This window comes from Acidovorax sp., from assembly GCF_034519795.1.
In the GTDB taxonomy this organism is placed as follows: Bacteria; Pseudomonadota; Gammaproteobacteria; order Burkholderiales; family Burkholderiaceae_C; genus Acidovorax.
Genome location: NZ_JAXHOB010000024.1, coordinates 20,447 through 42,802, shown reverse-complemented (window position 1 = coordinate 42,802; position 22,356 = coordinate 20,447). Strand labels below are relative to the sequence as shown.

Sequence of the window (22,356 nt, the reverse complement as noted above, 5' to 3'; positions counted from 1 at the left end):
TCAGCCATTGGCGGCCGGCCAGCGGCTTACTTGTAGTAGCCGCCCTTCTTCATTTCACGGTCAGCGGAGACCTGGCTGGCCTTGAGGGCCGCATCCACGCTGGTCTTGCCGGCGAGCGCCGCGCTCATCTGCTGGCCCACGGCGATGCCGATCGCCTGGAACTCAGGGATGGCCGCGAATTGCACGCCCACGTAGGGGCTCTTGGGCAGGGTCGAATCGGTCGGGTTGGCCGAGTCGATGGCCACCTTCTCGGCAGCGGCAAAGCGCGCTGCCTTCTGGAACTCGGGGCTGGCGTAGGTGCTCTTGCGCGTGCCGGTGGGCACGTTGGCCCAGCCGTTGGTCTTGGCCACGAGCTGGATGTAGTCCTTGCTGGTCGACCAGGTGATGAACTTCTGCGCGGCGTCGACCTTCTTCGAACCGGCGGGAATGGCCAGGTTCCACGACCACAGCCAGTTGGCGCCCTTGGGCGTGTTCATGGTGGGGGCCTGGGCAAACGCCATCTGGTCGGCGACCTTGGATTGCTTGGGGTCGCTCACAAAGGACGCGGCGATGGTCGCGTCGATCCACATGCCGCACTTGCCGGAGTTGGTCAGCGCCAGGATTTCGTTGAAGCTGTTGGCCGCCGATCCAGGCGGGCCATAGTTCTTGAGCAGGTCCACGTAGAAGCTGATGGCGTCCTTCCAGGGCTTGGATTCGAGCTGCGGCTTCCACTGCATGTCGAACCACTGGCCGCCGAAGGTGTTGACCAGCGTGGTCAGGAAGGCCATGTTGTCACCCCATCCCGGCTTGCCGCGCAGGCAGATGCCGTACACGCCGTTCTTGGGGTCGTGGATCTTGGCCGCCAGGTCCTTGATCTGCGGCCAGGTGGGGCGCTCGGGCACCTGCACGCCGGCCTTGTCGGCCAGATCCTTGCGGTACATCAGCATCGAGCTTTCGCCGTAGAACGGGGCAGCAAACAGCTTGCCATCGACCGACAGGCCGTTGCGCATGGCAGGCAACAGGTCGTCCACGTCGTAGGCGGCGTCGGTCTTGAGCTCCTGCAGCCAGCCCTTCTTGCCCCAGATGGGGGCTTCGTACATGCCGATGGTCATCACGTCGAACTGACCGCCCTTGGTGGCGATATCGGTCGTCACGCGCTGGCGCAGCACGCCTTCTTCCAGAGTGACCCACTTGAGCTTGATGTCAGGGTTGGCCTGCTCGAAGTTCTTGCTCAATTTCTGCATCTCGATCATGTGGCCGTTGTTCACGGTGGCAATCACGAGTTCGGTCTGCGCATGCGCAGCGGCGCCGCACAGCGATGCCGCCAGGGCGGCAACGGCCAGGGCCAGGCGGGTGTGTGGACGGGTGGAACGGGGCATCGGAACGTCTCCTGCGTAGTTGGTATGGATCTGCCACTCAACGCCGGTCGAATGGCTGGCATTGGTGGACTGAACGATACCGATGCTCAGATGCTCAGTTGATACTTTGAAAACCCATACACATACTAATTTTCGCCAGAATCTCAGGATTTACACCTAGATCTGTCAACTGGGTATGCGTGGTGGCGATAGGGGAGTGTCCAACAGCGCCTGGAAGGCGTGCCGTTTGCCGCCCCACCACTGTTTCCAAAACTGGAACAGTCAGTTTGCGACTGGGTGGTTTTTCTTTGATCACCTGCGGCGTACAGTTCAACCCATCGATGAGCCGAACCCGCAAGGCGACTCACCGAACCCGGTTCGAAATGGTTTTGTCCCGGTTTTTTTGAGTCACTTTTTTGTTCCAAGGATTTCATCATGAACACGACCGCACGCTTCCTCTCCATCGCCGCTGTTGCCGCTTTCGCTTCCTTCGGTGCCCAGGCCGACGAAGCCGATGCTTCGCAATTCGCAACGAAGTTCGAAACCAGCCGCACCCGCGCCGAAGTGGCCGCTGAAGCCGCTACCGTGGCACAGACCCGCAGCATCGAGCCTGCTGGCTCCCGCGTGGTGACCTACAAGTCGACCGCTGACCGCGCTGCCGTGCGTGCCCAGGCTGCTGACGCTGTGCGCACCGGCCAGATCTCTTTCGGCGAAATCGGCGCACTGTAATTCGCATCCAGTTGGCGCATTGCCCCGTATTCACCAGTACCTCGTCCCTATTTTTTGAATTTCACAGGAGTTTCACCATGAACACCACCGCACGTTTCCTCTCCATTGCCGCTGTTGCCGCTTTCGCTTCCTTCGGTGCCCAGGCTGACGAAGCCGATGCTTCGCAGTTCGCCACCAAGTTCGAGACCAGCCGCACCCGTGTCGAAGTGATGGCCGATGCCGCCACCGTGGCCAAGACCCGCAGCACCGAGCCTGCTGGTTCGCGAGTGGCGTCCTACCAATCGACCGCCGACCGCGCTGCCGTGCAGGCCCAGGCTGCCGACGCCGTGCGCATGGGCAAGATCTCGTCGGGCGAACTCGGCTCGATGTAAAAGTTGCGGGCCTTCCCATGGTGGTGGCATCTCACGGTCGTGGGTGCCGCCACCATGTGGAAGTGTTTCCCCCTGGTACTCGGGCCATGGCCCCTGTCGCCAACCCTCAGCAAGGCCCTTCGGGGCCTTTGTTGTTTGCGAAAAAAGCTCAGGCCACCAGCGTCTTGAACATCACGTGGGCATCCACATAGCCCAGCGTGTGGTGCCTGAAGGCACCCGGCAACGTGCCCGCCACGGCAAAGCCCAGGTGCTGCCACAGCCGCACCGCGCGCACGTTGCTGGCCACCACCAGGTTGAACTGCATGGCCCGAAAGCCCATGGCCACGGCCTGCTGCTGGGAGTGCTCGCACATCAGCGAGGCCACGCCCTGCCCCTGCGCAGCCGGCGCCACCACATAGCCGCAGTTGCACACATGGGCGCCCAGCCCGGTCTGGTTGGGCTTGATGAAATAGGTGCCGAGCAACTGCCCCTCAGCGCCGCAGGCGACGAAGGTGGCGGCGGGCAGTTCCACCCAGGCCTTGTGGATCTCGGACTCGCTGCTCTCGGGCGCAAAAGCGTAGGTGTCGCCGGCCTGGAAGGTGGCCTGGAGCACCGTCCATACGCCAGGCCAATCGGCGGGCACAAGGGGGCGGATGGTGATCAGGGTGGACGAAGAGGTCATGGACAAAGCGGTCGGGAGCGAGGAGATACCCCATTGTCCCGCTCCGCATAAAATCCGCAGTCGGCAACGGCCATCCCCTGGTGGCCGCGCCCTCCCACCGCGAGTGATCGACCCCATGACCCAGCCTTCTGCCACCCTGGCAGCCACTGCCCAGCCCGCCCGCCCCGTGCGCTCCCAGTACGAGGACTTCATGCGCCACGTGTTCACCCACGGCGTGCACAAGTCCGACCGCACGGGCACGGGCACGACCAGCGTGTTCGGGCACCAGATGCGCTTCGACCTGAAGGAAGGCTTTCCGCTGGTCACCACCAAGAAGGTGCACCTGCGCTCCATCATCCAGGAGCTGCTGTGGTTCCTCACGGGGTCGAGCAACAACAACTGGCTCAAGGAGCGCGGCGTCACCATCTGGGACGAGTGGGCGCGCGAGGACGGCGACCTGGGGCCCGTCTACGGAGTGCAATGGCGCAGTTGGCCCACACCGGACGGCGGCCACATCGACCAGATCAGCGATGTGATCAAGACGCTCAAGACCAACCCCGATTCGCGCCGCATCATCGTGAGCGCCTGGAACGTGGCCGAACTGAACAAGATGGCGCTGATGCCCTGCCACGCGTTCTTCCAGTTCTACGTGGCCCCCGCGCAGGAGCCCGGCGGCCGCGGCACCCTGAGCTGCCAGCTCTACCAGCGCAGCGCCGACATCTTTCTCGGGGTGCCCTTCAACATCGCCAGCTACGCGCTGCTGACCCACATGGTGGCCCAGCAGTGCGACCTGGACGTGGGCGATTTCATCTGGACCGGTGGCGACTGCCACATCTACAGCAACCACCACGAGCAGGTGCAGACGCAGCTGGCACGCACGCCCTACCCCTACCCCACGCTGCACATCAAGCGCCGGCCGGACAGCATCTTCGACTACCAGTTCGAGGACTTCGAGGTGCAGGACTACCAGTGCCACCCGGCCATCAAGGCCCCAGTCGCGGTCTGACCCCCTCGCCTTCCCATGATTCCTGCAGTGCAGGTGCCGCTGCGCCCTGCCTGACATTCCCTGTCTCCCTTCACGAAACTACCAAGAGCGCTCACCATGTCTTCCGGAGGATTTCACGTACACGGCCCCCACGACCACGCGGTGGAGCATGCCACCCAGGGCCACGGCCATGGCGACGACCATGCAGCCAGCCACGGCAGCGAAGGCGGCGGCTCGTCCATGAGCAAGATCGCCATGTTCACGGCCATCGTCGCCACGGTGGGCGCGATCTTCGCGTACATGGGTGGCGCCACGCAGGCCAATGCCGGGCTGCTCAAGAACGATGCGGCGATCAAGAAGACCGAGGCCTCCAACCAGTGGAACTACTTCCAGTCCAAGAGCACCAAGCAGTCCCTGGCCGAGCTGGCCCGCGACCTGGCGCCCGAGGACCGCAAGGCCACCTACCAGGCCAAGATGGACCGCTACGAGAGCGAAAAGAACGAGATCAAGGTCGCCGCGGAAAAGCTCGAGGCCGACAGCCACAGGTTCGACCGCCAGAGCGAAGAGCAGATGCACCAGCACCACCGCTGGGCCCAGGCCACCACGGCACTGCAGGTGGCGATCGCCCTGGCCGCGATTGCCCTGCTCACCCGCAAGAAATGGCTGGAGTACGGCATGTACGGTGTGGCCGGTATCGGCATCGTGGTCGGTGCCCTGGCCGCACTGCATATTTAATCCCACAGGAGCGCCCCATGCCCGTGCACATGATCTACGCCCGCGCCGCCAACGGCGTGATCGGCAAGGACAACGTCCTGCCCTGGCACCTGCCCGAGGACATGGCGCACTTCAAGTCGCTGACCCGGGGCTGCCCCGTGGTCATGGGCCGCAAGACCTGGGACTCGCTGCCACCGCGCTTTCGGCCACTGCCGGGGCGCACCAACATCGTCGTGACGCGCCAGCCCGATTGGCAGGCCGACGGGGCCGTGCGCGCCGCCAGCCTGCAGGAGGCGCTGCAGCATGCCAGCGCCGGCCAGACGCTGTGGGTGATTGGCGGCGCCCAGATCTACGCCGAAGCCCAGCCCCTGGCCGACCGCATCGAGCTCACCGAGATTGCGCAGGACTTCGAGGGCGATGCCCATGCACCGGTGCTCGATGCCGGCTGGCAGGAGACGGCGCGCAGCGCGCACACCTCCACGAACGGACTGCCCTACAGCTTCGTGACACTGGAGCGGCGCAAGGACTGAGGAGGCGAGCCCCTTGCGCCGGCTGAATCAGAACAGCTTGGCGCAGTTCACCGGCAGTTGGGCTGCGGTGCTGCCCTGCAGCACCCCCATGCTGCCGATCAGGTTGCCGTGGCTCACCGACAGCGTGAACGGCAGGTTGAAGCTGGTGGTGCCGGTAAACGACGAGGCCGTGGCGGTGCCCATGCCGTAGCCATGGAGCGCGTTGGTGGTGCCCAGGGCGGCGATGGTGAACATCGACGGCCCGCTGGGCTGGCCACTCACGGTGATGAACACGCCGGTACCGGCCACCGCGCACTGGTAAACCCCGTCGAGCGGGCCGCCTGCGGCCATGGCGGCGCCCGATGCGCCGGCCAGCACGGCGGACGCGACCAGGGTTCTGATGAATCTGCTGCTCATGCTTGCTGGTTCCTTTTTTCTATTCGAGAGTCCGCGGCAAGGGACCGGGCCGCCATGGCCCGCCTTCGCCCCCGTTGCACTACGCTGTCTGAACCGCCGGGCGGCCAGAAGTTCACCGCCTGCCAGGTCGGCAAAAAAAAGCCCGCACGGAGGCGGGCAGCAACTTGCTTGTCGCAAGAGGGGATGCCGCTTGGAGGCCGGCAAGGAAATGATAGGCCGGTGCGGCCGCCAAGGCTGTGATGCGGAGCACAGCTTGCTGCGCATTGCCCCCCATCCCGCGATGGCTCAGAGCGCCGAGCCCACCAGCGTGATGTCGACCAGGCGTGTGCTCATATGCCCATGGCCGTCGTCCAGGGTCACGGTGAACTGGTCATGGCGCTGTTGGCCGCTGGCCAGCAAGGGGTCGATGGTCTGGTTGGCCACGGTATATAGCCAGTTGACCTGGCCGGTGTGGCCATCGGAGCGCACATGGGCGGTCAGCGTGCCCAGGGCGCCGGCCGTGGGCGTGACGCTCACGGTGTGCGCCGCGAAGGCCGGGTCCGCAAAGCTGAAGCCCCCGGCCGTGGCCAGCGTTGCCGTGGCGTTGGTGCCGCCCAGGTCGGCCACCTTGCCGGGTGCGCTCCATTGGTAGCCCTGGTTGAAGCCCAGCGTGGCCGAAGCCACCTTCTGCAACGCCACGGCCGTGGCCGGGTCGATGCCCAGGTCGCTCGCCACCTTGTCGCCCGCCCCCAGCGAGCGTGCATCGAGGCCGGTGAGCGTCTCGAACAGCACCAGGCCCGAGAGGTAGGAGCCGTACTTGCTCGCGTGCAGGTTGTCGTCGTGCCAGAGGTTGATCTTGCCGCCGCCGGACACGCTCGCTCCGCCCGTCTCCGTGTAGGGGTCGCGGATCGCCAGGCCATTCTGCACGGCGGTCATGAAGGCCGTGCCCACCGGCGCCACGCCCACGAAGTCGGGGTTGACGGCGGCCAGGTTGGCGTAGGCGCTCTGCAGGTCGGCAGTCATGCCCTCGAGCGTGAGGTAGTAGGCCGTGGCCTGCGTGTCCGACCGGCTGATGTCCCCCGTGCCCTCGTAGGCGCCGGCCCCGTTGAGGGTGCGCGAGGTGAGCATGTCGTAGGCCCCGGCCACCATGTCGGGCCGCGCCCAGGTGGCATACAGGTACAGGTCGGTCGAGGCATCGGCGTTCGGGTTGCCCGCGATGGTGGTGCCCGGCTGTGTGGTGGTGTCCGCTGCGCCGGTGTGCACGAAATTCTCGATCGCCGTGGCGTACTTCTGGAACTCGCCGATGTCGGCATTGGCGCCCGAGGTGGTGGTAAGCGTCGCGTTGCCCGAGATGCCGAAATCCGATTTGGCCGGATCCGCCGCGAAATAGGTGGCCGTGCCGTCGGCCGTGAAGTTCACCGTGAGCGGGGCGCTCGCATCACCGCTGCGCGTGAAGGTGTAGACCAGGTTCTGGCCGGCGTTCTCGTATACGCCCGCGGCCGAGCTCAGGCCCAGGGTCACATTGGGCAGGCTGGTGTCCGTGCCGGCCGCGAAGTCGTCGTTGACGATGGTGCCGGAGACGGCGCCCAGCGTGCCCAGGTTGTAGTCGGAGCCGGTGCTGGTGAGCGTGAGGCGGACGGCCTCATCGGCCTCCACCGTGCTGTCGGCATGTGGGTCCAGGGTGATGCTGGCCGAAGTCTGCCCCGCCTTGATGGTGATGGAGCCCGTGTTGGAGGTGAACGAGACACTGCCCGTGGTGCTGGGAGCACCCGTATCGGCGCTGGTGGCAAAGCCATTGCCGCTGCTGAAGCGGTATGGCGATGTACCGCTGCCGCCCGCAGCCGAAAAGGCGCCCGATGCCGTGGTGTACATCTCCAGGTCCTGGCTGGCAGACACCGTGGTCGAGACCGATGGCGAGGTGCTGCCATCGCGAAAGGCCGTGAAATTCACGACCAGGTCGCTGGTCGTGGGGCCGGTGCGCGTGAAGGTGAAGACCAGGTTGGCCGTGCCATCCTCGGTCACCTGGCCGGGGCTGGCTGCCAGCGATACTGTGGCCAGGGCCGGGTTGGTGGCGGGCGCAGTGGGGTCATCGTTGAGGAGGTTAGTGCCCACGGCGGAACTGGTGCCCACGCGGTAGTTGCCGGCCGAGGCGGCCAGCTTGAGCGCCAGGGTTTCGTCGTACTCCTTGGCACTGTCGGCCGTGGGGGTGATGACGAGGTTGGCCGTGGCGCTGCCCGCCGCGAAGGTGATGGAGCCCGAGCCCGAGGGCAGGGGTTCGTCCGTCTGGTCCTGCAGCACCACCAGTTCCCATTTCTGGCTGGCGATGTTGCCGCGCATGTCCCAGCCGGCCGCCGAGGAGTTCAGGTAGTGGCCCTTGAGCGTGGCCGCATTGCGGGTGGAGAGCGACACGTCGTAGCCCAGGCCCACCTGGTCGGCGAACTTGTCGAACAGGCCTGCCACGCCACCCCAGGGGTGTGGCTCGTACAGGTTGGCGCCTGTGAGGTTGGTGAACGTGCCGCCGTTGGCCGGCGAAGTCAGGTCGTGCACGCCGAAGGGGTTGGTCGCTGCATCGTAGGTGTTGTACGACATGGCCGGGTCGATGCGCGCAAAGGTCGCGCTGTTGCCCACGAACAGGACCGGGTTGAACACCGTGGCGATATCCACCGCCGCGGCCGCGCCCTTGTTGCCGGCCGCGTCGCTGAAGCTGTCCTTGGCCACCACAATGTGCCCGCCCGCGTCGAGGTGGGCGGACGCCGTGGCCGTGAAGGTCGCCGTGCGCACCAGGCCCGCGCCGTTCAGCGTACCCAGCGTGCCGCCGGCGGTCGAGATGTCCGCCGCGGTAAAGCTCGCGCCTGGGTCTTCGCTGAAGGTGAACGTGATGGTCGCAGTGCCACCGGCCTTGAGCGCGGCGGCAGAGCTGGTGATGGTCAGTACCGGGGCCTGCGTGTCCACGGGGCCCGGCGTGCCGCCACCCGCATCGCCACCACCGGTTGCCGGTGGCGGGTTGCTGCCCTGGCCGGCAGACACCCCGGGCGCCAGTTCGCCCACGGCCTGTTGCTGTACCACGGCCGTGAAGGCAGCGCCCGTGAAGCCATTGGCCGCCGCCTGGAAATTGCCCGTGGCCACCGCGCCCGCCGCATCGCTGGCCGCTGCGGCCACCTGGCCCAGCACGGCCACTGTGCTGGCAGCGCCGACCGCATCGTTGGCTGCATCCACCACCTTGCCGATGTCGTCCAGGCTGGGGGCATCCAGCCGCAGGCCATAGTCGCCCGCAGCATCGGCCAGGATGGCGCGAAGGAAGGCGGCGTCCGACAGGTTCGCCACGCCGCCGGTTCCCCCCGCCGCGCCGGCGAGGGCATCCGCCAGGGACGCGATCAGCGTGCCCGCCGCCGCGCCGGCCTGGCCAGCGTGCGGCGTGGCCACGCCCGGCTGTCCGGCCTTGGCCTCGGCCGCATCCAGCGCGGCAGCGCCGATGCTGACCACGTTCACCAGCGCCCCCGCCACCTTCTGGTAGCCCAGGGCCACCGCCTTGTCGGCGGCACTGGCACTGCTGCTGGCCAGCACGGCCAGCGGGTCGTAGGTCAGCAGGTGGATGCCGGCCGGCAGGTTCAGCACTTTGGCGAGCAGGGCCGTGGCCTGCTCCACCGTGGTCGTGGGCCCGCCTTTGTCCATCAGCGCCTGCACCAGGGTCGTGATGGGGTTCACCACCGTGCTGCCGGCCGGTGCGGTGAGCAGGCCCTTGAAGGCCTTGTTGGTGAGCAGGTCGGTGCCGCCGGTGGCCACCAGCGTTCCCTGCACGCTGGCGGGCAGCGTGAAGCCGCCCGCGCCATCGGTGGTGGTGGACCACTCGCCCGCATCGAGCCGGTGGTTGCCGTTGGCATCGGCAAACACGGTGGCGCCCTGGAGGTAGCCATCGGCCACATGGCCCTGGATGCCAGCGGCGCTGAGTCTGCCGGCCAGCGCCTGCATGCCGCTGATGCCCGTGGCCGCGCTGGCCTCGGTGGCGCCGATGCCCTGCAGCAGGGTGTGCACGGCCGCTGCCACGCCTTCGCCGGCGAACAGCGCGCCCTTGTTCTGGCTGGCCAGCGCACTGTTGAAGGCGTTGGCCGCTTCGGCGCGGTGGTCCAGCGCGGTGTAGATGCCCAGGTCGGCCTGGACCAGGAAATCCATCAGCCTGGCCCAGGTGGTGAGGCCCTGCTCCTGCGCCAGCCGCGCGATGGCCAGGCCGTCGTCCACCGAGAGCACCACCCCCAGGCCGTTGAGCGCCAATTGCTGCACCGTGGCCCCGACGCCCCGGCTGGCGGCCATCTGGCCTACGGCCGCCTCGAAGGCTGCGGCCACCCGGCCGTAGTGGCCGTCAGCGGCGACCACCGCCTCGAATTCGGAGAGCAAACTGGCCGACGCAGCATGGCCGGTGGCGAGGATGAAGATCTGCTGCAGGATGTGGGATGTGTTTGGCGTAGACATGGCGATGCCCTTCCGGTACGGAATGCGAAATAAGAGGCGGTGAATGGGGAAGAAACAGGCGCGAGGCCTGGCGGGCAGTTGCGCAGAGCTCCGCGCTACCCGTGGTCAGGGCTCAGAGGCTGAGAGTTTTTTGACCGTGCCCGAAAGGCACGTCACAACGCTCTGGATCTAGGCGCAAAGCGCAGCCATAGCTCGGGCTATGGCGAGCATTTACAACGACGAGCCAGGGTGTTTTGGCGTGCAAGGCGGGCATGGACGAAAGACTCTCAGCCTCTCAGACCTGCATGCGAGCAGATGCCTGGGAAGGGTATCTGGCCCGCAGGGGCGGCGGGCAGTGCTGCGGCCGCTTGCAGCAGTGGGGGATCGAGTGGCAAGGCTTGTCTCCAGCGTTGTAATTTGGCGCAACGATAAGCCTGCAGCGTCATCAAATCCAATAGTATTTTCAGGCGGTCTGCATATGCCCAGCATATGCACTTCGGTCGCCTGAAATGGCAGCCAGACCCGGCTTGCGATGCTTGAGAATCCCTCTGTGCCAATCGCGGATAGGATGCACCCCAATGCCGTCGCCGCGAGCGATGGAGATTGAACCAGCAAGGACCGATGATGGTGATGAAGATAGCAACCTGGAACGTGAACTCCCTCACCGTGCGCCTGCCCCAGGTGCTGGCCTGGCTGGCCGCCAACCCGGTGGACGCCATCGGCCTGCAGGAGCTCAAGCTCACCGACGACAAGTTCCCGCACGACGCCTTCAAGGAGGCCGGGTACGAGGCCGTGGCCTTTGGCCAGAAGACGTACAACGGCGTTGCCATCCTGAGCCGCCACCCCATGACGGACGTGGTGCGCAACATTCCCGCGCACGAGGACGCGCAGGCGCGCGTGATCATCGCGACGCTGGACACGCCCACCGGCCCGCTGCGCCTGATCAACGGCTACTTCGTCAACGGCCAGGAGCCCGGCTCGGAAAAATTCGCTTACAAGATGCGTTGGCTGCAGGCCCTGCAGGACCTGGTGCGCGCCGAGATGGCGGCCCACCCGCGGCTGGCCCTGGTGGGCGATTTCAATGTGGCGCCCGAAGACCGCGACTCCTACGACCCCGTGGGCCTGCGCGAAACCATCCACCACACCACCGAAGAACGCGACCACTTCAAGGCGCTGCTGGATCTGGGCCTCACGGACAGCTTCCGCATGTTCGAGCAGCCGGAAAAGATCTACTCCTGGTGGGACTACCGCATGCTGGGCTTTCAGAAGAACCGGGGGCTGCGCATCGACCACATCCTGGTCAGCGAAGCCCTGCGCGCCAGCGTGACGGCCTGCGTGGTGGACCGCGCCCCGCGCAAGAACCCGCAACCGAGCGACCACGCGCCGGTGGTGGTGACGCTGGGGTGATTGCAAAGCACACCGCCGCCTTGGGCAGGGCCCAGGGCGGCGGTGGCGGGAGCAACAGCGGGCTTTTCTCTCTCAAGGCATGGTCGCTGCCCTCACTGTTGCGGTCGGCCAGTGCCCCGTGTGCATGCGCACTGGGCGTCAGGCCGGCCGTTCGATCGCTCAACGTGCAGGATCGAAGCTGTCGCGCAAGGCCTTCACTTCGTCGTGGTTGCGCTGGGCACCATCGGCCTGGCGCTGTACCAGAGCACGCAGGTCCTGCGGCAGGTTGGCCTTCAAGGCTTTGCGGTAGCGCGCCACTGCGGCATCCTCGCCACGTTCGCATTCTTCCAGCACAGCCTTGTCGTCTTGCGTGGACAGGGCCGTCTTCACGGACACCCAGCCGCGATGCAGTGCACCCGCCACCGTGCCACCGCTGACGGGCTCACCGCCACGGGCGCGGATTTCGCGTTCGAGTTCGGCGGCAGCGGCTGCGCATTCACGCGAATGGCGCTGGAAGATGCCCTTGAGCTGGCCCGAATCGGCATGTTCGGCGCTGGCGTGGAAGCCATACTCGCCGTCACGGGCCGATTCCAGCAGGTCGTTCAGGGTATCGATCACGTCGTCGTTGTCGATCTCACCTGCGACTTCGAGCGGCTGGCTGTTGTACGCACGCTCATAGGCAGCACGGGTGGCAGGACGAACGTCCGTCCAGGCCAGGCCGGCATCCGAATGGCGGGCACGCCAGTCATCGGCCAGGCGCGGCTCGATGGCGTCGAAATCGCCTTCGTAGCGGCCCACCGAACTCCAGCCCAGCTCATAGGCGGGGCGGTACTGGTCGTAGCTGCGGCCACCCACATAGTAGGGTTCGCGGTGGTAGTTCTCGCGCCAGTAGGCGTCTTCGTTCGTGGGATTGACGGCTTCACCAGCGGCCTTGCCAGCCAGGCCGCCAGCCACAGCACCCGCCACACCACCGATGGCGGCGCCTACGGGGCCACCGAATGCACCAGCGGCGGCGCCCGCTGCGGCACCACCGAGGGCGGCACCCACGCCCGTGCCTACGGGATGTGCACCAGGTTCATTGGTCAGGGGGTCGCGGTTTGCATCGTTGAAATCGGCCATGAAAGGTCTCCGGTTGGTTGGACAGTGGGTTCATTGTGGGAGACCCCTCGCGCCCCCAGGGTCGGCATGCAGAGGGTGCGGGTGTAGGACATCCGGCCCCGCACCAAGGCCCCGTCAAAGCCCCTCGTCACCCCCTGAAACATGGCGCCTTGCGGCCTCCCCCTAGAACACCGTCCGGCACGGTGAAAATACCGCATGCCACTGCCCGAAACCGCCCCCACCGACCCCGCACCCTGCCATCTGGAATCGGCCGAGCGCGGCGAGTTCATCGAACTGCTGCTGCATGCATCCGGCACCCACCTGCGGGTGCGAAGTGGCTCCATCGGCAAGCCTTGCCTGGTGCTGCAAACCTCGTTCAAGACACCCGAGAGGGCTTTGGCCAGCCACCAGCGCCTGTACAAGGAATGGCAGGAGCAGGGTTTCGTGCCTTGCAGCCCCTCGGCGCCCGTGGTCGACGGCAGCGTGGCCGAAGAGCTGTTCTGCGATGCGCGCACGCCGCACCCACTGCTCGACGCCTTCCTGGCCATCAACGGTGCCGACGAACTGCGCGGCCAGCCCCGGCGGCTGGCGCTGTTTCGCCAGGGCCTGCGCTGGCACACGGACTTCGACCTGGAGCGCATCGCAGACTTCGGGCTGCATGCCGGCGTTATCGTGGAGGGGGATGTGGAGGTCGCTGGCGTGTTCAGCCAGCTAACCTATAGTTACCCGGGGCAGACCCTGATCAGCGGGAGCATCCACGCCGCCAGCTTTGGCCACGGCGACAGCCACATGCGGGTGATGGGCGACGTGAAGGTGGACAACATCATCTACGGCGAATACAACGACGGTAGCTTGGTGATCAATGGCGCCATGTATGGTCGCGCCTTCATCACCCTGGACCACGACATGTACGCCGAGGGCGGCTACCACCTGCCGATCTGCGAATGGAACATGCAGGAGAACTGGTCCGACTGCCTGCACCCCGAGCTGTTCGAATACGACGACGAAGACGCGGACGAGCCCGGCAGCATGGTTTCGGCAGAGGCCATACGCCGCTTCATGCGCGAAGGGCGCGACCCCTTTCGCCCCGGCGCACGGCCGGTGATGCGAGAGGCGGAGCCCGAGCCCCCACCACCGCCTCCACCACCCTCGCCTTTCGCCCAGCGCGTGCGCGGGCTGGTGGATGCGGAGGATGTGGAAGGCCTCACCCGATTGATCGAGACCTGGCCCGAGCACAGCGAGGAATGGGAACAGGCCCTGATCGGGCGCCTGTACGCCCCCAGCACGACGCCAGAGCAGCGGGTGCGCCTCAAGGCCTTGCAGAAGAAAAAGCCTTAGAACCTGTTTACGATCTCGCAGGGGTCGCAAACAGGTTCTTAGCTCAGGCTGCAGCTACCTCGGTCTGCACTCCGGCGGCCACCTCCAGCACCTCTCGGGCCCGGTCTGCCCCCAGCTCGGCACCACTGCCAGCCCAGGCGACGAACTGGTCCGGGCGCACCAGCACCAGCCGGGCCTTGTACCTGTCGTGCTCGCCAGCGCCCTGCCCTTGCACCACCGCAAGGGGCAGCGATTGCTCGGCGGCTGCATCGCGGAAGGCCTGGACCTCCTGCGCACTGGCGCTGAAGGCCAGCAGCGTAAAGCCCGTGCCGAATTCCTCGTACACGTTCCTGCCCGAAGGCAGCACCGCAGGCGCCAGATGGTGCCCAGGCCGCGCGTCGAAGCGGTGCGATCCCTTGGCGCTGCTGGTGCGGCCTTCGCTGCCTGAGACCACTGCCGAGCCCTCGTAGTGGGGCTCGAAGGCATGCACCTCGCCCACGGCGCCCTGGGCACGCGCATTCCAGGCAGTCTCGAAGGCTGCCAGATCACGTGCCGGGTCGTGGGCGTCGAGGAACTCGCGGTCCGTGTCGATGGATTTGGCGATGAAGTCGCGCATGGTGGACGCAAACACCGGCCGGCGCTCGCCGTCGTACGAATCAAGCAGGCGCCCACCACCCCAGCCCTGCAGCACGGCCGCCAGCTTCCAGCCCAGGTTGCGCGCATCTTCGAGCCCCGAATTGACGCCATAGCCCCCATAGGGCGGGTGGCTGTGCGCCGCATCGCCGGCGACGAAGACGCGGCCCTTGCGGTAGCTGTCGGCCAGCATGAAGCGCAGGTCCCAGAACCCGATGTGCTCGAATTCCACATCGAACGGTGCACCCACCGCGTCGTGCAGGTAGGCCGCAAAGTCGAAGTTGTCCTTGGTCGTGCCCGGCGGCACGGGGGCGTGGAAGAACCAGGTGTTGCCCAGATCCACCCGGCCGAAGAACTTCCAGTAGCCCTGGAGGCCAGGCTGCAGCACGTTGTAGTAGGACTTGCCGGGGTAGCGTTCGAGCAGCTGGTGCAGGCCGGGCGAGCGGAACACCAGCAGCACCATCATGCGGTCATGGTCGGTGCGGGTCTGGGTAATGCCCGCCTGCTCGCGCACGACAGAGCGTGCGCCATCCGACCCCACGGCATAGGCACTGCGCAGCACGCGTTCGCCGCTGCCACCACGCTCGGCGATGGTGACCGACACCCCGTCGGCATCCTGCACCACGGCCTTGGCCTCCCAGCCGTACACGGTCTGCACCGAGGGCAGCTCGGCCACGCGGGCACGCAGCACCGCCTCGGTCGCGTACTGCGGCAGCCGCTCGTTGCCGGTGAAGTAGTAGGGCTTGACCAGGTCGCGCTGCAGCCAGTCGTAGGTGTGGGGGCCCAGCAGCGTGCCGTGCGCCGTCAGCCCGCCGATGCCGTATTCCACGGGAATGGTGCGCGCGGCACGCAGCTGCTTCTCTGCCCCCCAGAAGTGGAAGTGCTCCATGGTCCGCTGGGTCAGGTTCTGGCCCTTGGGGATGGGCTGGGGCTGCAGGTAGCGCTCCACGACGATGGTGCGGATGCCGCGCTGGCCCAGCTCGATGGCCAGGCCCATGCCCACGGGCCCACCGCCGACGATGACCACCTCGGCGTCCTGCTGCTCTGCCATGGTCTGTTCCTTGTTGCTCATTGCGTTCATTGCTTTCTGCTTCATTCCGCGGTGATGCCCTGGGCCTTGATCAGGTCCGCCCAGCGCTTGGCGTCCGCCGCGACGAGCTTCTTGAAGGCATCGGGCGTGCTGTGGGCAGGCGTCATGCCCTGGGTCTCGAAGGACTTGGCCACGGCAGGCGCCGCCAGCACCTCGCGCAGCTCGGTGTTCAGACGGTCGACATAGGCGCGCGGCGTGCCGGCCGGGGCGAACACGCCGTACCACATGTCCACGTTGAGGTCGCCCACTTTGAGGCTGTTCAGCGAAGGCACTTCGGGAAGCAGCGGATGGGGCGTTTCGGAACTGATGGCCAGCGCCTTGAGCTTGCCCGCCTTCACATGCTGCAGGGCCACGTGGATGGGCAGGAACATCGCGTCGATCTGCCCGCCCAGCAGGTCGGTCACGGCAGGCGCCGTGCCCCGGTAGCTGATGTGCGTGAGCGAAATCTTCGCCCGGTTCTTGAGCAGCTCCATCGCCAGGTGGTGCGGCGTGCCCGCGCCGGGCGAGCCGTAGTTGAGCGCGCCGGGCCTGGCCTTCGCGCGTTCGACCAGTTCCTTGAGCGACTGGATCTTCGCGCCCTCGCTGGCCACCAGCAGCAATTGCCCCCAGCTCGTCTGGCCCACGGGCTGCAGGTCGGTCAGCGGGTTGAAGCCCTGCTTGGGGTACAGCGCCATGTTCATCACCAGCGTGTTCACGCTGACCAGCAGGGTGGCCCCATCGGCCGGCGCACGCACCACTTCCTGCGTGCCGATGATCCCCGAAGCGCCCGCCTTGTTGTCGACGAAGAAGGGGCGCTTGAGCCGCTCCGACAGCGGGGCCGCGATCTGGCGCGCGATCAGGTCGATGCCCGTGCCGGGCGTGAACGGCACGACCAGGCGCACCGGTGCATCCGCACCACTGCCCTGCGCCCGGACCAGGGGCGCCGCCACCGTGGCCAGGGCGCCGAGCACCAGGCGTCTGCGTTGAAGGGAAGGCGACGGTAACAGGGCAGCAAGGGTCATGGCTTTGTCTCTTTGGAAGTTGGACCACAATTACAACGACAGTCTTGATTTGAATCAAACGGAAATTTCTGATGAATTCGTCAACAAAGCTGATGAATGTCAGCAGCCGCCAGCTGCACGCCTTCCTGGAAGTCACACGCCTGCAGAGCTTTGCCAAGGCGGCCGAGCAGGTGCACCTGTCCCCCTCGGGCATGAGCATGCTGGTCAAGGAGCTGGAGGAGCAGATGGGTGCGCGCCTGTTCCACCGCACGACGCGCTCGCTCACGCTCACCGATGCCGGCCGGCGGCTGCAACCGGTGGCCGAGCGCATCGTCGGCGAGCTGCGCACCCTGGGTGCGGTGCTCGACGGCAGCGAGTCCGCCGTGCGCTCGCGCCTGCTGGTGGCAGCCACGCCCATGATCTCGGCCAGCCTGCTGCCCGACGTGGTGCGCGGCTTTGCCGAGACGCATCCCCAGGTGCAGGTGCACCTGGCCGATGTCGAGGTGGGCACCGTGCGCCAGGAGGTGCTGGAGGGCGAGGCGGACATCGGCTTCGGCTTCTTCGTCAAGCCCGCAGTGGGCCTGTCGCGCCAGCCCCTGTGCAAGTTCCGGCTCATGCGCATCAGCCCGCCCGGCGCAGGCAGCAGCGGCCTCGCGGAGAGCCAGCCCTGGAGCAGCCTCGCCGGCCTGCCCCTGGTGAGCCTGCCTTCGGGCAACCCGATCCAGGTGGTGATCGAAAAGCACCTGTCCCGCCTGGGCCGCACGCACGAGGAACGCCCGCGCATGAACCTGCTGGGCACCATCATCGGCATGGTGCGCGCCGGCCGGGGCCACGCCATCATCCCCTCGTTCGCGATGGAGGAGTGCCTGCGCCAGGGCCTCGGGGTGGCCATGCTGCGCGAGCCCGTGGCGCACCTCGACCTGTACCTGGTATCGCGGCGCGGCACGCAGCCCAAGCCCGCGGCGCTGGCATTTGCGGCTGCGCTCAAACGCGCCGCAGCGCGTCTACCGGGTTAGCGCCGCAAGGATGCCAGCAAGGCAGCGAATAGAATCAGCGAGCCCCCAAGCACCGTGCGCGCCTCCAGCTGCGAGGCCGACAGCAGCACCGAGGACACGCTGGCGAACACCACCTCGGACAGCATCACCACGGCCGTGGTGCCCGCCGTGAGGCGCGAAGCGCCGAACTGCAGCGCCCAGTTGCCCAGCATCAGCACACCCGACAGCAGCAGCCCGGTGACGGCCCAGGTGGCGTTGAAGGCCGGGAAGGCATCCACCACCCCGAACTGCATGCCGACGCAGGCCGCCAGCAGCGCCATGAGCATGCAGCCACCAAACATCGCGAACATGCGCGCCTGCCCCGGCACGGCGTGCAGGCGGCGCACGGTGACGTTGACCAGGGCGAACATGAAGCCGCCCACCAAGGCCAGGCCATCGGCCATGGACAGGCCCTGCAGCAGGCTGGCAGGCGAGGCATCCCCGGGCAGCAGCACCAGCACCACACCGGTGAAAGCCAGCAGCAGCCGCGCGATGGCCATGGGCGTGGGCCGTTCGCCCAGGATGCGCCAGGCCAGCAGCACCGCCCAGGCGGGCATGAGGTAGAACAGCAGGATGACGCGCACCACATCGCCCACCGTCACGGCCCAGTTGAAGGCCACGTTGTTGAACCCCGAGGCCAGCGCCAGCAGCCACAGCCCTGGGTGCTGGCGCACCTGTGCGAGGATGCCCGGCCGCAGCGCCAGCAGGCCGAGCAGCACCACCGCGTACATCGCGGCCGTGGCCCACAGCGGGTGCAGCCCCGCCCCATGCATCACCCGGAACGGCCACCAGGCCAGGCCCCAGACGAAGGCATTGAACAAGAGAGCGAAGACGGGCAGCGGCGATTGCATGAAGAGAAAGGAGGCTGCCGCGCGCACTCCGGGCGCGGGCATCGGTCAACGAAGGGGGCGTGGCGCAAAAGGCCGAAAGCCGGCAAGGCAAAGGCCCTGTCGCCGGGCGATTGTGCCTGTCCTTCGGTGGCCGCGCTGGTCAGCCGCGTTCGGCCGCCTGCAGCAGGTCCCCGGGCGTGTAGCCGAAGGAGCGGCGAAACCAGCGCGTGAAGTGCGCCTGGTCGGCGAAACCGCACTCCGCAGCGACCGCGGCGGCCGGCTCGCCCGCCAGCAGCAACTGCCGGGCGCGGTGCAGGCGCACAGCACGCAGGTAGTCGCCTGGGGCCATGCCCACCCATTGCGTGAGCACGCGGTGAATGCGCTCGCGGCTCACCCCGCAGCGGTTTGCCAGGTCCGCCACCGACAGGTGGCCGCCAGCCACGGCCTGCTGCACCCGCTCGATCAGGGCGCGCACCGCGGCACTCGGGGGCACCGGCTCCACGGCAGACGGGTCGGCAGGCAGGCTGCGGCGCAAGGCCGGCACGGCGCGCCGCAGCCAGGCCTGCACCTCGGCCGTGGTGACCAGGCCACGCGCGCTTTCGGCCAGCCGGGGCATGCGCGCCACGCCGCTGCGCGGGGGAGGCCGCAGCCCTTCGTGCACGAGCCAGTCGCTGGGCACATACAGCATGGCCACCAGCACGCTCCCCTGGTACTGCGGCGCGCTCAGCGCCCCCGTGTGGACCACGCCCGGCGCAATCGCGATCACGTCGCCCGTGCGCGCCACGAACGGACGGCCTGCCACGCTGCAGCGGCATTCGCCGCGCACGATGGCGCCGAACGACCATTCCTCGTGCCAGTGCGGCACCCACTCCTGCCCCGGCTCCTGGTGCCGCACCTGCTCCAGGTCGAACACGCGCAGCCGGCGCACCTCGGAGCGCAGGTTCAGCGCCATGGTGGCAGTCCCTGCGGAGCGGCAGCCCTGCGCTCAGGCATCGACCGCGCCTGCGACAGTGATGCCGATCCAGCCGGCGCTGGCGTCCCCTGCCACCAACCCACCCAGCAGGCCGATGTCCTCGCACGGATGGGGGCTGAGCTGCAGCGTGGCCGTGGCCTCATGCCAGCCCGCACCGACGCGCGCCCCGATGGCCGGCTTCACCAACGCCAGGGCCGGCAGTTGCGCAGGCTGCCGCAGGTCCGGCCAACCCACAGCACCGATGGTCGGCATGCCCAGAAAACCCAGCGCGCGGCCGGGCTGGCCCGTCAGCGTGGCCTGCGCCTCGAACACGCGGCGGTCCTTCACTGCCAGGCTGGCGCCCAGCCGGCTGCCGGCGCGCAGCGGTGCTGCGGCAGGGTGGTCCAAGGGCAGGCTGCGCGTGAGCCAGGTGCTGCCCATCTTCTTGGGCCAGCCCTGCAGCAGCCCGCGCACCAGGGAGATGTCCTGGTCCACCCAGATCGCCGGGCAGTACATGCTGCGGCTGCCATCGGGCCGCTCAACCTCCAGCACCACGATGGTCTCGCGGTATTGGGCCAGCACTGGGTCGAGCAGTTCCTCGCCGTGCAGCGTGCAGGCCTGCCAGTCGGCAAAGTGCACGCAGCCCGAGCCCAGCGGCCTGCCCGCCGCCGGGGGCACGAGCGGCACTGCGCTGTCGGCATCGAACTGGAAGGACACATTGAGCAGCCAGCCCGCGTAGTGCCACGGTGGCGGCGGCACCAGGGCCGAGCGGCCCGTGGTGGTGAAGGGTGCGGTAAAGCCCTGGTGGGACCAGGCCGGGGGAGAAGCGACAGATGAAGAGGTCATGCCCGCGATGGTGCCCACGGCCTGCACATACGGCTAGAACGGATGTGAACCGGGTACCGGTGCACCGCCATGCGCGCCGGACCGGCGGGACAGGTAGGGTTGCGCGAACAGGTAGAGCCCCGTCAGCAACAGCACGGCCAGGGGAGCCAGCGGCGCATAGGTGATCCACGCAGGCGGTGCCCCCCGGCCCAGGCCCATGGCCGCGAAGTTGGCCACGACGGTCAGCGTGAAGGCGATCGATACCCAGCGGTGGATCTGCCGGAGCCGGTTGCCGGCGCCGCTCATCGCGCCGCCCCTGCCGCGCGCTGAATCACCTTCCAGCCATTGCCGGCCGGGTCGCGAAAGCCCGCATCCACATTGCCATAGCGGTCCACCGGCTCCTGGGTGAACTCCACGCCGCGCTCGCGCAGTTGCGCGCAGGTGGCGCGGCAATCGGCCACATGCCAGACCAGGGGCGGCATGGCGCCCTTGGCGACCATGGCGCGCAGGGTCTGCGCCGTGGCCTCGTCGTGCAGGGGCGCCCCGGGGGTGAACAAGCCGAGCTGGAACGAAGGCTGCTCCGGGTCCTGCACCGTGAGCCAGCGGTAGGCGCCATTGCGCACATCGGTGTGCACGCGAAAGCCGAGCCGGTCCACGTAGAAGGCCAGCGCCGCGTCCTGGTCGTCCACGTACACGCCCACCACACCAATGCCCTGGGTGGGCGGGTTCATCAAGCTTGTCATCGTCATCGTTCGATCTCCTGGTTTGTCGAAGACCGGTTTTTACCGTCCGCCGCGCGCCGGCGCTTCTCCAAAACTGCGATCGTGAGATCCGGCCGCTCCGCGGCCTTGAGGACACAGGCCGGCACGCTGGCCAGCGGCCCCACCTCGGCCCGGGCATCGCGCCGCAGCACACTGGGGCTCTTGCCGGTGATGTCGCGGAAGATGCGCCCGAAGGTGCCCAGGCTCTCCCAGCCCGTGGCAAACGCGATGTCGGTGATGGGCAGGTCGGTGTCGCGCAGCAGGGTCGATGCCTGCTCAATGCGCCGCGTGAGCAGGTAGCGGTGCGGTGGCACGCCAAAGGCCTGCTTGAACGAGCGCGCGAAGTGCGCCTCGGACACCCCGCTCACCTCGGCCAGCCGGGCCACCGGCCAGGCCTCGTGCGAGGCGGCGTCCATCCGGTCCTTGGCGCGCAGCAGGCGCCTGAGCAGGGCCGGGTCCTGCAGGGTGGCAGCAGGAGAGGTGTCGGGCGTGGCAGGTGGCTTCATGCGTCCTCGGGTCAACAGCCCCATTGTCGGCGACCCCAGGGGCTTGAAGCGCGCGGGTTGCAGTGGCCCCACCACATATGCAACAATAAAAGTTACTTAATAAGGGCCAGCATGTCCACCTCCTCCACCCATGACAACCCGAACGCCCCGTTTGCCGACCCCCAGGCCGTGGCGTCCTACCCCGACCGCACCCGCCGCCTCGTACCCGGCTGGGACGATCTGCAAAAAATGGCCGGTGTGCTGCTGGCCGAGCGTGCGCCGCCCGAGGCCAGGGTGCTGGTGGTCGGCGCAGGCGGCGGCGCCGAACTGCGTGTCTTCGCGCAATCTCAGCCCAATTGGCGCTTCGTGGGCGTGGACCCGTCCGAGCCCATGCTGCAGTTGGCGCAGGCCACGCTCGGGCCGCTGGCTGCGCGCGTGGACTTCCACCAGGGCTATGTGCACACGGCACCTGCAGGGCCCTTCGATGCGGCCACTTGCCTGCTCACCTTGCATTTCGTTCCGCTGGACGAACGGCTGGCCACCCTGAAGGCCATCCGCCAACGCCTCGCGCCCGGAGCGCCCCTGGTCACGGCCCACCTGAGTTTTCCACTGACACCGCCCGAGGAGCGCGCCCAGTGGCTGGCACGCTATGCGGCATTCGCCGTGGCCTCGGGTGTGGATGCAGAGGCAGCCCAGCGCGCAGCCACGGCCATTGACACCGCCCTGCCCCTGCTCAGCCCGGACGAGGAAGAAGTGCTGCTCGCGCAGGCCGGCTTCAGCGGCATCCGCCTGTTCTATGCGGGACTGGCGTTTCGGGGGTGGGTGGCGCAGGCCTGAA

22 protein-coding genes are annotated in these 22,356 nt (G+C 67.5%); 9 read left to right on the top strand and 13 right to left on the bottom strand.

Going from position 1 to position 22,356, the window contains the following annotated elements; translation table 11 throughout:
* Positions 1-26: 26 nt before the first annotated feature.
* Positions 27-1,358: a sugar ABC transporter substrate-binding protein gene (locus U5N23_RS26555; RefSeq protein WP_322595708.1), complete on the bottom strand. Its 1,332-nt coding sequence runs from the start codon at positions 1,356-1,358 to the stop codon at positions 27-29.
* 414 nt (positions 1,359-1,772) lie between these two features.
* Between U5N23_RS26555 and U5N23_RS26550 the strand changes: the two genes are divergently transcribed.
* Together U5N23_RS26550 and U5N23_RS26545 are read left to right on the top strand one after the other, a co-directional pair.
* Positions 1,773-2,066 carry a DUF4148 domain-containing protein gene (locus U5N23_RS26550; protein WP_322595707.1) on the top strand — a complete coding sequence of 98 codons (294 nt, stop codon included), beginning with the start codon at positions 1,773-1,775 and terminating at the stop codon, positions 2,064-2,066.
* A 77-nt stretch (positions 2,067-2,143) separates the two neighbouring features.
* Positions 2,144-2,437 carry a DUF4148 domain-containing protein gene (locus tag U5N23_RS26545; protein ID WP_322595706.1) on the top strand — a complete coding sequence of 98 codons (294 nt, stop codon included), beginning with the start codon at positions 2,144-2,146 and terminating at the stop codon, positions 2,435-2,437.
* 148 nt (positions 2,438-2,585) lie between these two features.
* Here the strand turns inward: U5N23_RS26545 and U5N23_RS26540 are convergent, their stop codons facing one another.
* Positions 2,586-3,098 carry a GNAT family N-acetyltransferase gene (locus U5N23_RS26540; RefSeq protein ID WP_322595705.1) on the bottom strand — a complete coding sequence of 171 codons (513 nt, stop codon included), beginning with the start codon at positions 3,096-3,098 and terminating at the stop codon, positions 2,586-2,588.
* Between the two features lie 115 nt (positions 3,099-3,213).
* Here U5N23_RS26540 and U5N23_RS26535 point away from each other — a divergent pair, with 115 nt between their 5' ends.
* The 3 genes from U5N23_RS26535 (at position 3,214) to U5N23_RS26525 (ending at position 5,306) form a co-directional block, all read left to right on the top strand.
* Entirely contained in the window at positions 3,214-4,083 is an 870-nt protein-coding gene (locus U5N23_RS26535) for a thymidylate synthase (RefSeq protein WP_322595704.1), read from the top strand.
* A gap of 96 nt (positions 4,084-4,179) precedes the next feature.
* The gene (locus tag U5N23_RS26530) at positions 4,180-4,797 is read left to right on the top strand and encodes a DUF4337 domain-containing protein (protein WP_322595703.1); all 618 of its coding nucleotides are present in this window, start codon (positions 4,180-4,182) and stop codon (positions 4,795-4,797) included.
* A gap of 17 nt (positions 4,798-4,814) precedes the next feature.
* Complete coding sequence (locus U5N23_RS26525) at positions 4,815-5,306, top strand: dihydrofolate reductase (protein WP_322595702.1); 492 nt, start codon at positions 4,815-4,817, stop codon at positions 5,304-5,306.
* A gap of 27 nt (positions 5,307-5,333) precedes the next feature.
* Here U5N23_RS26525 and U5N23_RS26520 read toward each other — a convergent pair whose 3' ends face one another.
* Both U5N23_RS26520 and U5N23_RS26515 read right to left on the bottom strand, forming a co-directional pair.
* Positions 5,334-5,702: a hypothetical protein gene (locus U5N23_RS26520; RefSeq protein ID WP_322595701.1), complete on the bottom strand. Its 369-nt coding sequence runs from the start codon at positions 5,700-5,702 to the stop codon at positions 5,334-5,336.
* A gap of 285 nt (positions 5,703-5,987) precedes the next feature.
* Complete coding sequence (locus U5N23_RS26515; RefSeq protein ID WP_322595700.1) at positions 5,988-10,148, bottom strand: beta strand repeat-containing protein; 4,161 nt, start codon at positions 10,146-10,148, stop codon at positions 5,988-5,990.
* A gap of 609 nt (positions 10,149-10,757) precedes the next feature.
* Between U5N23_RS26515 and xth the strand changes: the two genes are divergently transcribed.
* Positions 10,758-11,534, top strand: coding sequence for an exodeoxyribonuclease III (gene xth, locus U5N23_RS26510; protein ID WP_322595699.1), 777 nt, complete (start codon positions 10,758-10,760; stop codon positions 11,532-11,534).
* 159 nt (positions 11,535-11,693) lie between these two features.
* Here the strand turns inward: xth and U5N23_RS26505 are convergent, their stop codons facing one another.
* A complete protein-coding gene (locus tag U5N23_RS26505; protein ID WP_322595698.1) occupies positions 11,694-12,632 on the bottom strand; it encodes a PA2169 family four-helix-bundle protein in 939 nt (312 codons plus the stop codon).
* Positions 12,633-12,827: 195 nt separating this feature from the next.
* Between U5N23_RS26505 and U5N23_RS26500 the strand changes: the two genes are divergently transcribed.
* Positions 12,828-13,949 carry a hypothetical protein gene (locus U5N23_RS26500; protein ID WP_322595697.1) on the top strand — a complete coding sequence of 374 codons (1,122 nt, stop codon included), beginning with the start codon at positions 12,828-12,830 and terminating at the stop codon, positions 13,947-13,949.
* Between the two features lie 43 nt (positions 13,950-13,992).
* Here U5N23_RS26500 and U5N23_RS26495 read toward each other — a convergent pair whose 3' ends face one another.
* Both U5N23_RS26495 and U5N23_RS26490 read right to left on the bottom strand, forming a co-directional pair.
* Entirely contained in the window at positions 13,993-15,642 is a 1,650-nt protein-coding gene (locus tag U5N23_RS26495; RefSeq protein WP_416208672.1) for an FAD-dependent monooxygenase, read from the bottom strand.
* An 11-nt stretch (positions 15,643-15,653) separates the two neighbouring features.
* On the bottom strand, positions 15,654-16,652 hold the full coding sequence (locus tag U5N23_RS26490) for a tripartite tricarboxylate transporter substrate binding protein (RefSeq protein WP_322595695.1): 999 nt from the start codon (positions 16,650-16,652) through the stop codon (positions 15,654-15,656).
* A gap of 71 nt (positions 16,653-16,723) precedes the next feature.
* Here U5N23_RS26490 and U5N23_RS26485 point away from each other — a divergent pair, with 71 nt between their 5' ends.
* On the top strand, positions 16,724-17,647 hold the full coding sequence (locus U5N23_RS26485; RefSeq protein ID WP_322595694.1) for a LysR family transcriptional regulator: 924 nt from the start codon (positions 16,724-16,726) through the stop codon (positions 17,645-17,647).
* Here U5N23_RS26485 and U5N23_RS26480 read toward each other — a convergent pair.
* The 6 genes from U5N23_RS26480 to U5N23_RS26455 form a co-directional block, all read right to left on the bottom strand.
* A complete protein-coding gene (locus U5N23_RS26480) occupies positions 17,644-18,516 on the bottom strand; it encodes a DMT family transporter (RefSeq protein WP_322595800.1) in 873 nt (290 codons plus the stop codon). The two genes, U5N23_RS26485 and U5N23_RS26480, sit on opposite strands and share 4 nt — an antisense overlap.
* 139 nt (positions 18,517-18,655) lie before the next feature.
* The gene (locus tag U5N23_RS26475; protein ID WP_322595693.1) at positions 18,656-19,447 is read right to left on the bottom strand and encodes an AraC family transcriptional regulator; all 792 of its coding nucleotides are present in this window, start codon (positions 19,445-19,447) and stop codon (positions 18,656-18,658) included.
* A gap of 33 nt (positions 19,448-19,480) precedes the next feature.
* Positions 19,481-20,293: an acetoacetate decarboxylase family protein gene (locus U5N23_RS26470; RefSeq protein WP_322595692.1), complete on the bottom strand. Its 813-nt coding sequence runs from the start codon at positions 20,291-20,293 to the stop codon at positions 19,481-19,483.
* 33 nt (positions 20,294-20,326) lie between these two features.
* Positions 20,327-20,578: a hypothetical protein gene (locus tag U5N23_RS26465; protein ID WP_322595691.1), complete on the bottom strand. Its 252-nt coding sequence runs from the start codon at positions 20,576-20,578 to the stop codon at positions 20,327-20,329.
* The gene (locus U5N23_RS26460; RefSeq protein WP_322595690.1) at positions 20,575-21,021 is read right to left on the bottom strand and encodes a VOC family protein; all 447 of its coding nucleotides are present in this window, start codon (positions 21,019-21,021) and stop codon (positions 20,575-20,577) included. Before U5N23_RS26460 ends, U5N23_RS26465 begins: the two co-directional genes overlap by 4 nt.
* Positions 21,018-21,539, bottom strand: coding sequence for an AraC family transcriptional regulator (locus U5N23_RS26455; protein ID WP_322595689.1), 522 nt, complete (start codon positions 21,537-21,539; stop codon positions 21,018-21,020). The genes U5N23_RS26460 and U5N23_RS26455 overlap by 4 nt, the downstream gene beginning before the upstream one ends.
* Positions 21,540-21,650: 111 nt before the next feature.
* Between U5N23_RS26455 and U5N23_RS26450 the strand changes: the two genes are divergently transcribed.
* A complete protein-coding gene (locus tag U5N23_RS26450) occupies positions 21,651-22,355 on the top strand; it encodes a class I SAM-dependent methyltransferase (protein ID WP_322595688.1) in 705 nt (234 codons plus the stop codon).
* Position 22,356: the final 1 nt, after the last annotated feature.

Excerpts from the sequence above, each read along its gene's own strand:
- U5N23_RS26555 (WP_322595708.1), bottom strand. The coding sequence starts at position 1,358 with ATGCCCCGTTCCACCCGTCCACACACCCGCCTGGCCCTGGCCGTTGCC.
- U5N23_RS26550 (WP_322595707.1), top strand. The coding sequence starts at position 1,773 with ATGAACACGACCGCACGCTTCCTCTCCATCGCCGCTGTTGCCGCTTTC.
- U5N23_RS26545 (WP_322595706.1), top strand. The coding sequence starts at position 2,144 with ATGAACACCACCGCACGTTTCCTCTCCATTGCCGCTGTTGCCGCTTTC.
- U5N23_RS26540 (WP_322595705.1), bottom strand. The coding sequence starts at position 3,098 with ATGACCTCTTCGTCCACCCTGATCACCATCCGCCCCCTTGTGCCCGCC.
- U5N23_RS26535 (WP_322595704.1), top strand. The coding sequence starts at position 3,214 with ATGACCCAGCCTTCTGCCACCCTGGCAGCCACTGCCCAGCCCGCCCGC.
- U5N23_RS26530 (WP_322595703.1), top strand. The coding sequence starts at position 4,180 with ATGTCTTCCGGAGGATTTCACGTACACGGCCCCCACGACCACGCGGTG.
- U5N23_RS26525 (WP_322595702.1), top strand. The coding sequence starts at position 4,815 with ATGCCCGTGCACATGATCTACGCCCGCGCCGCCAACGGCGTGATCGGC.
- U5N23_RS26520 (WP_322595701.1), bottom strand. The coding sequence starts at position 5,702 with ATGAGCAGCAGATTCATCAGAACCCTGGTCGCGTCCGCCGTGCTGGCC.
- U5N23_RS26515 (WP_322595700.1), bottom strand. The coding sequence starts at position 10,148 with ATGTCTACGCCAAACACATCCCACATCCTGCAGCAGATCTTCATCCTC.
- xth (WP_322595699.1), top strand. The coding sequence starts at position 10,758 with ATGAAGATAGCAACCTGGAACGTGAACTCCCTCACCGTGCGCCTGCCC.
- U5N23_RS26505 (WP_322595698.1), bottom strand. The coding sequence starts at position 12,632 with ATGGCCGATTTCAACGATGCAAACCGCGACCCCCTGACCAATGAACCT.
- U5N23_RS26500 (WP_322595697.1), top strand. The coding sequence starts at position 12,828 with ATGCCACTGCCCGAAACCGCCCCCACCGACCCCGCACCCTGCCATCTG.
- U5N23_RS26495 (WP_416208672.1), bottom strand. The coding sequence starts at position 15,642 with ATGAACGCAATGAGCAACAAGGAACAGACCATGGCAGAGCAGCAGGAC.
- U5N23_RS26490 (WP_322595695.1), bottom strand. The coding sequence starts at position 16,652 with ATGACCCTTGCTGCCCTGTTACCGTCGCCTTCCCTTCAACGCAGACGC.
- U5N23_RS26485 (WP_322595694.1), top strand. The coding sequence starts at position 16,724 with ATGAATTCGTCAACAAAGCTGATGAATGTCAGCAGCCGCCAGCTGCAC.
- U5N23_RS26480 (WP_322595800.1), bottom strand. The coding sequence starts at position 18,516 with ATGCAATCGCCGCTGCCCGTCTTCGCTCTCTTGTTCAATGCCTTCGTC.
- U5N23_RS26475 (WP_322595693.1), bottom strand. The coding sequence starts at position 19,447 with ATGGCGCTGAACCTGCGCTCCGAGGTGCGCCGGCTGCGCGTGTTCGAC.
- U5N23_RS26470 (WP_322595692.1), bottom strand. The coding sequence starts at position 20,293 with ATGACCTCTTCATCTGTCGCTTCTCCCCCGGCCTGGTCCCACCAGGGC.
- U5N23_RS26465 (WP_322595691.1), bottom strand. The coding sequence starts at position 20,578 with ATGAGCGGCGCCGGCAACCGGCTCCGGCAGATCCACCGCTGGGTATCG.
- U5N23_RS26460 (WP_322595690.1), bottom strand. The coding sequence starts at position 21,021 with ATGACGATGACAAGCTTGATGAACCCGCCCACCCAGGGCATTGGTGTG.
- U5N23_RS26455 (WP_322595689.1), bottom strand. The coding sequence starts at position 21,539 with ATGAAGCCACCTGCCACGCCCGACACCTCTCCTGCTGCCACCCTGCAG.
- U5N23_RS26450 (WP_322595688.1), top strand. The coding sequence starts at position 21,651 with ATGTCCACCTCCTCCACCCATGACAACCCGAACGCCCCGTTTGCCGAC.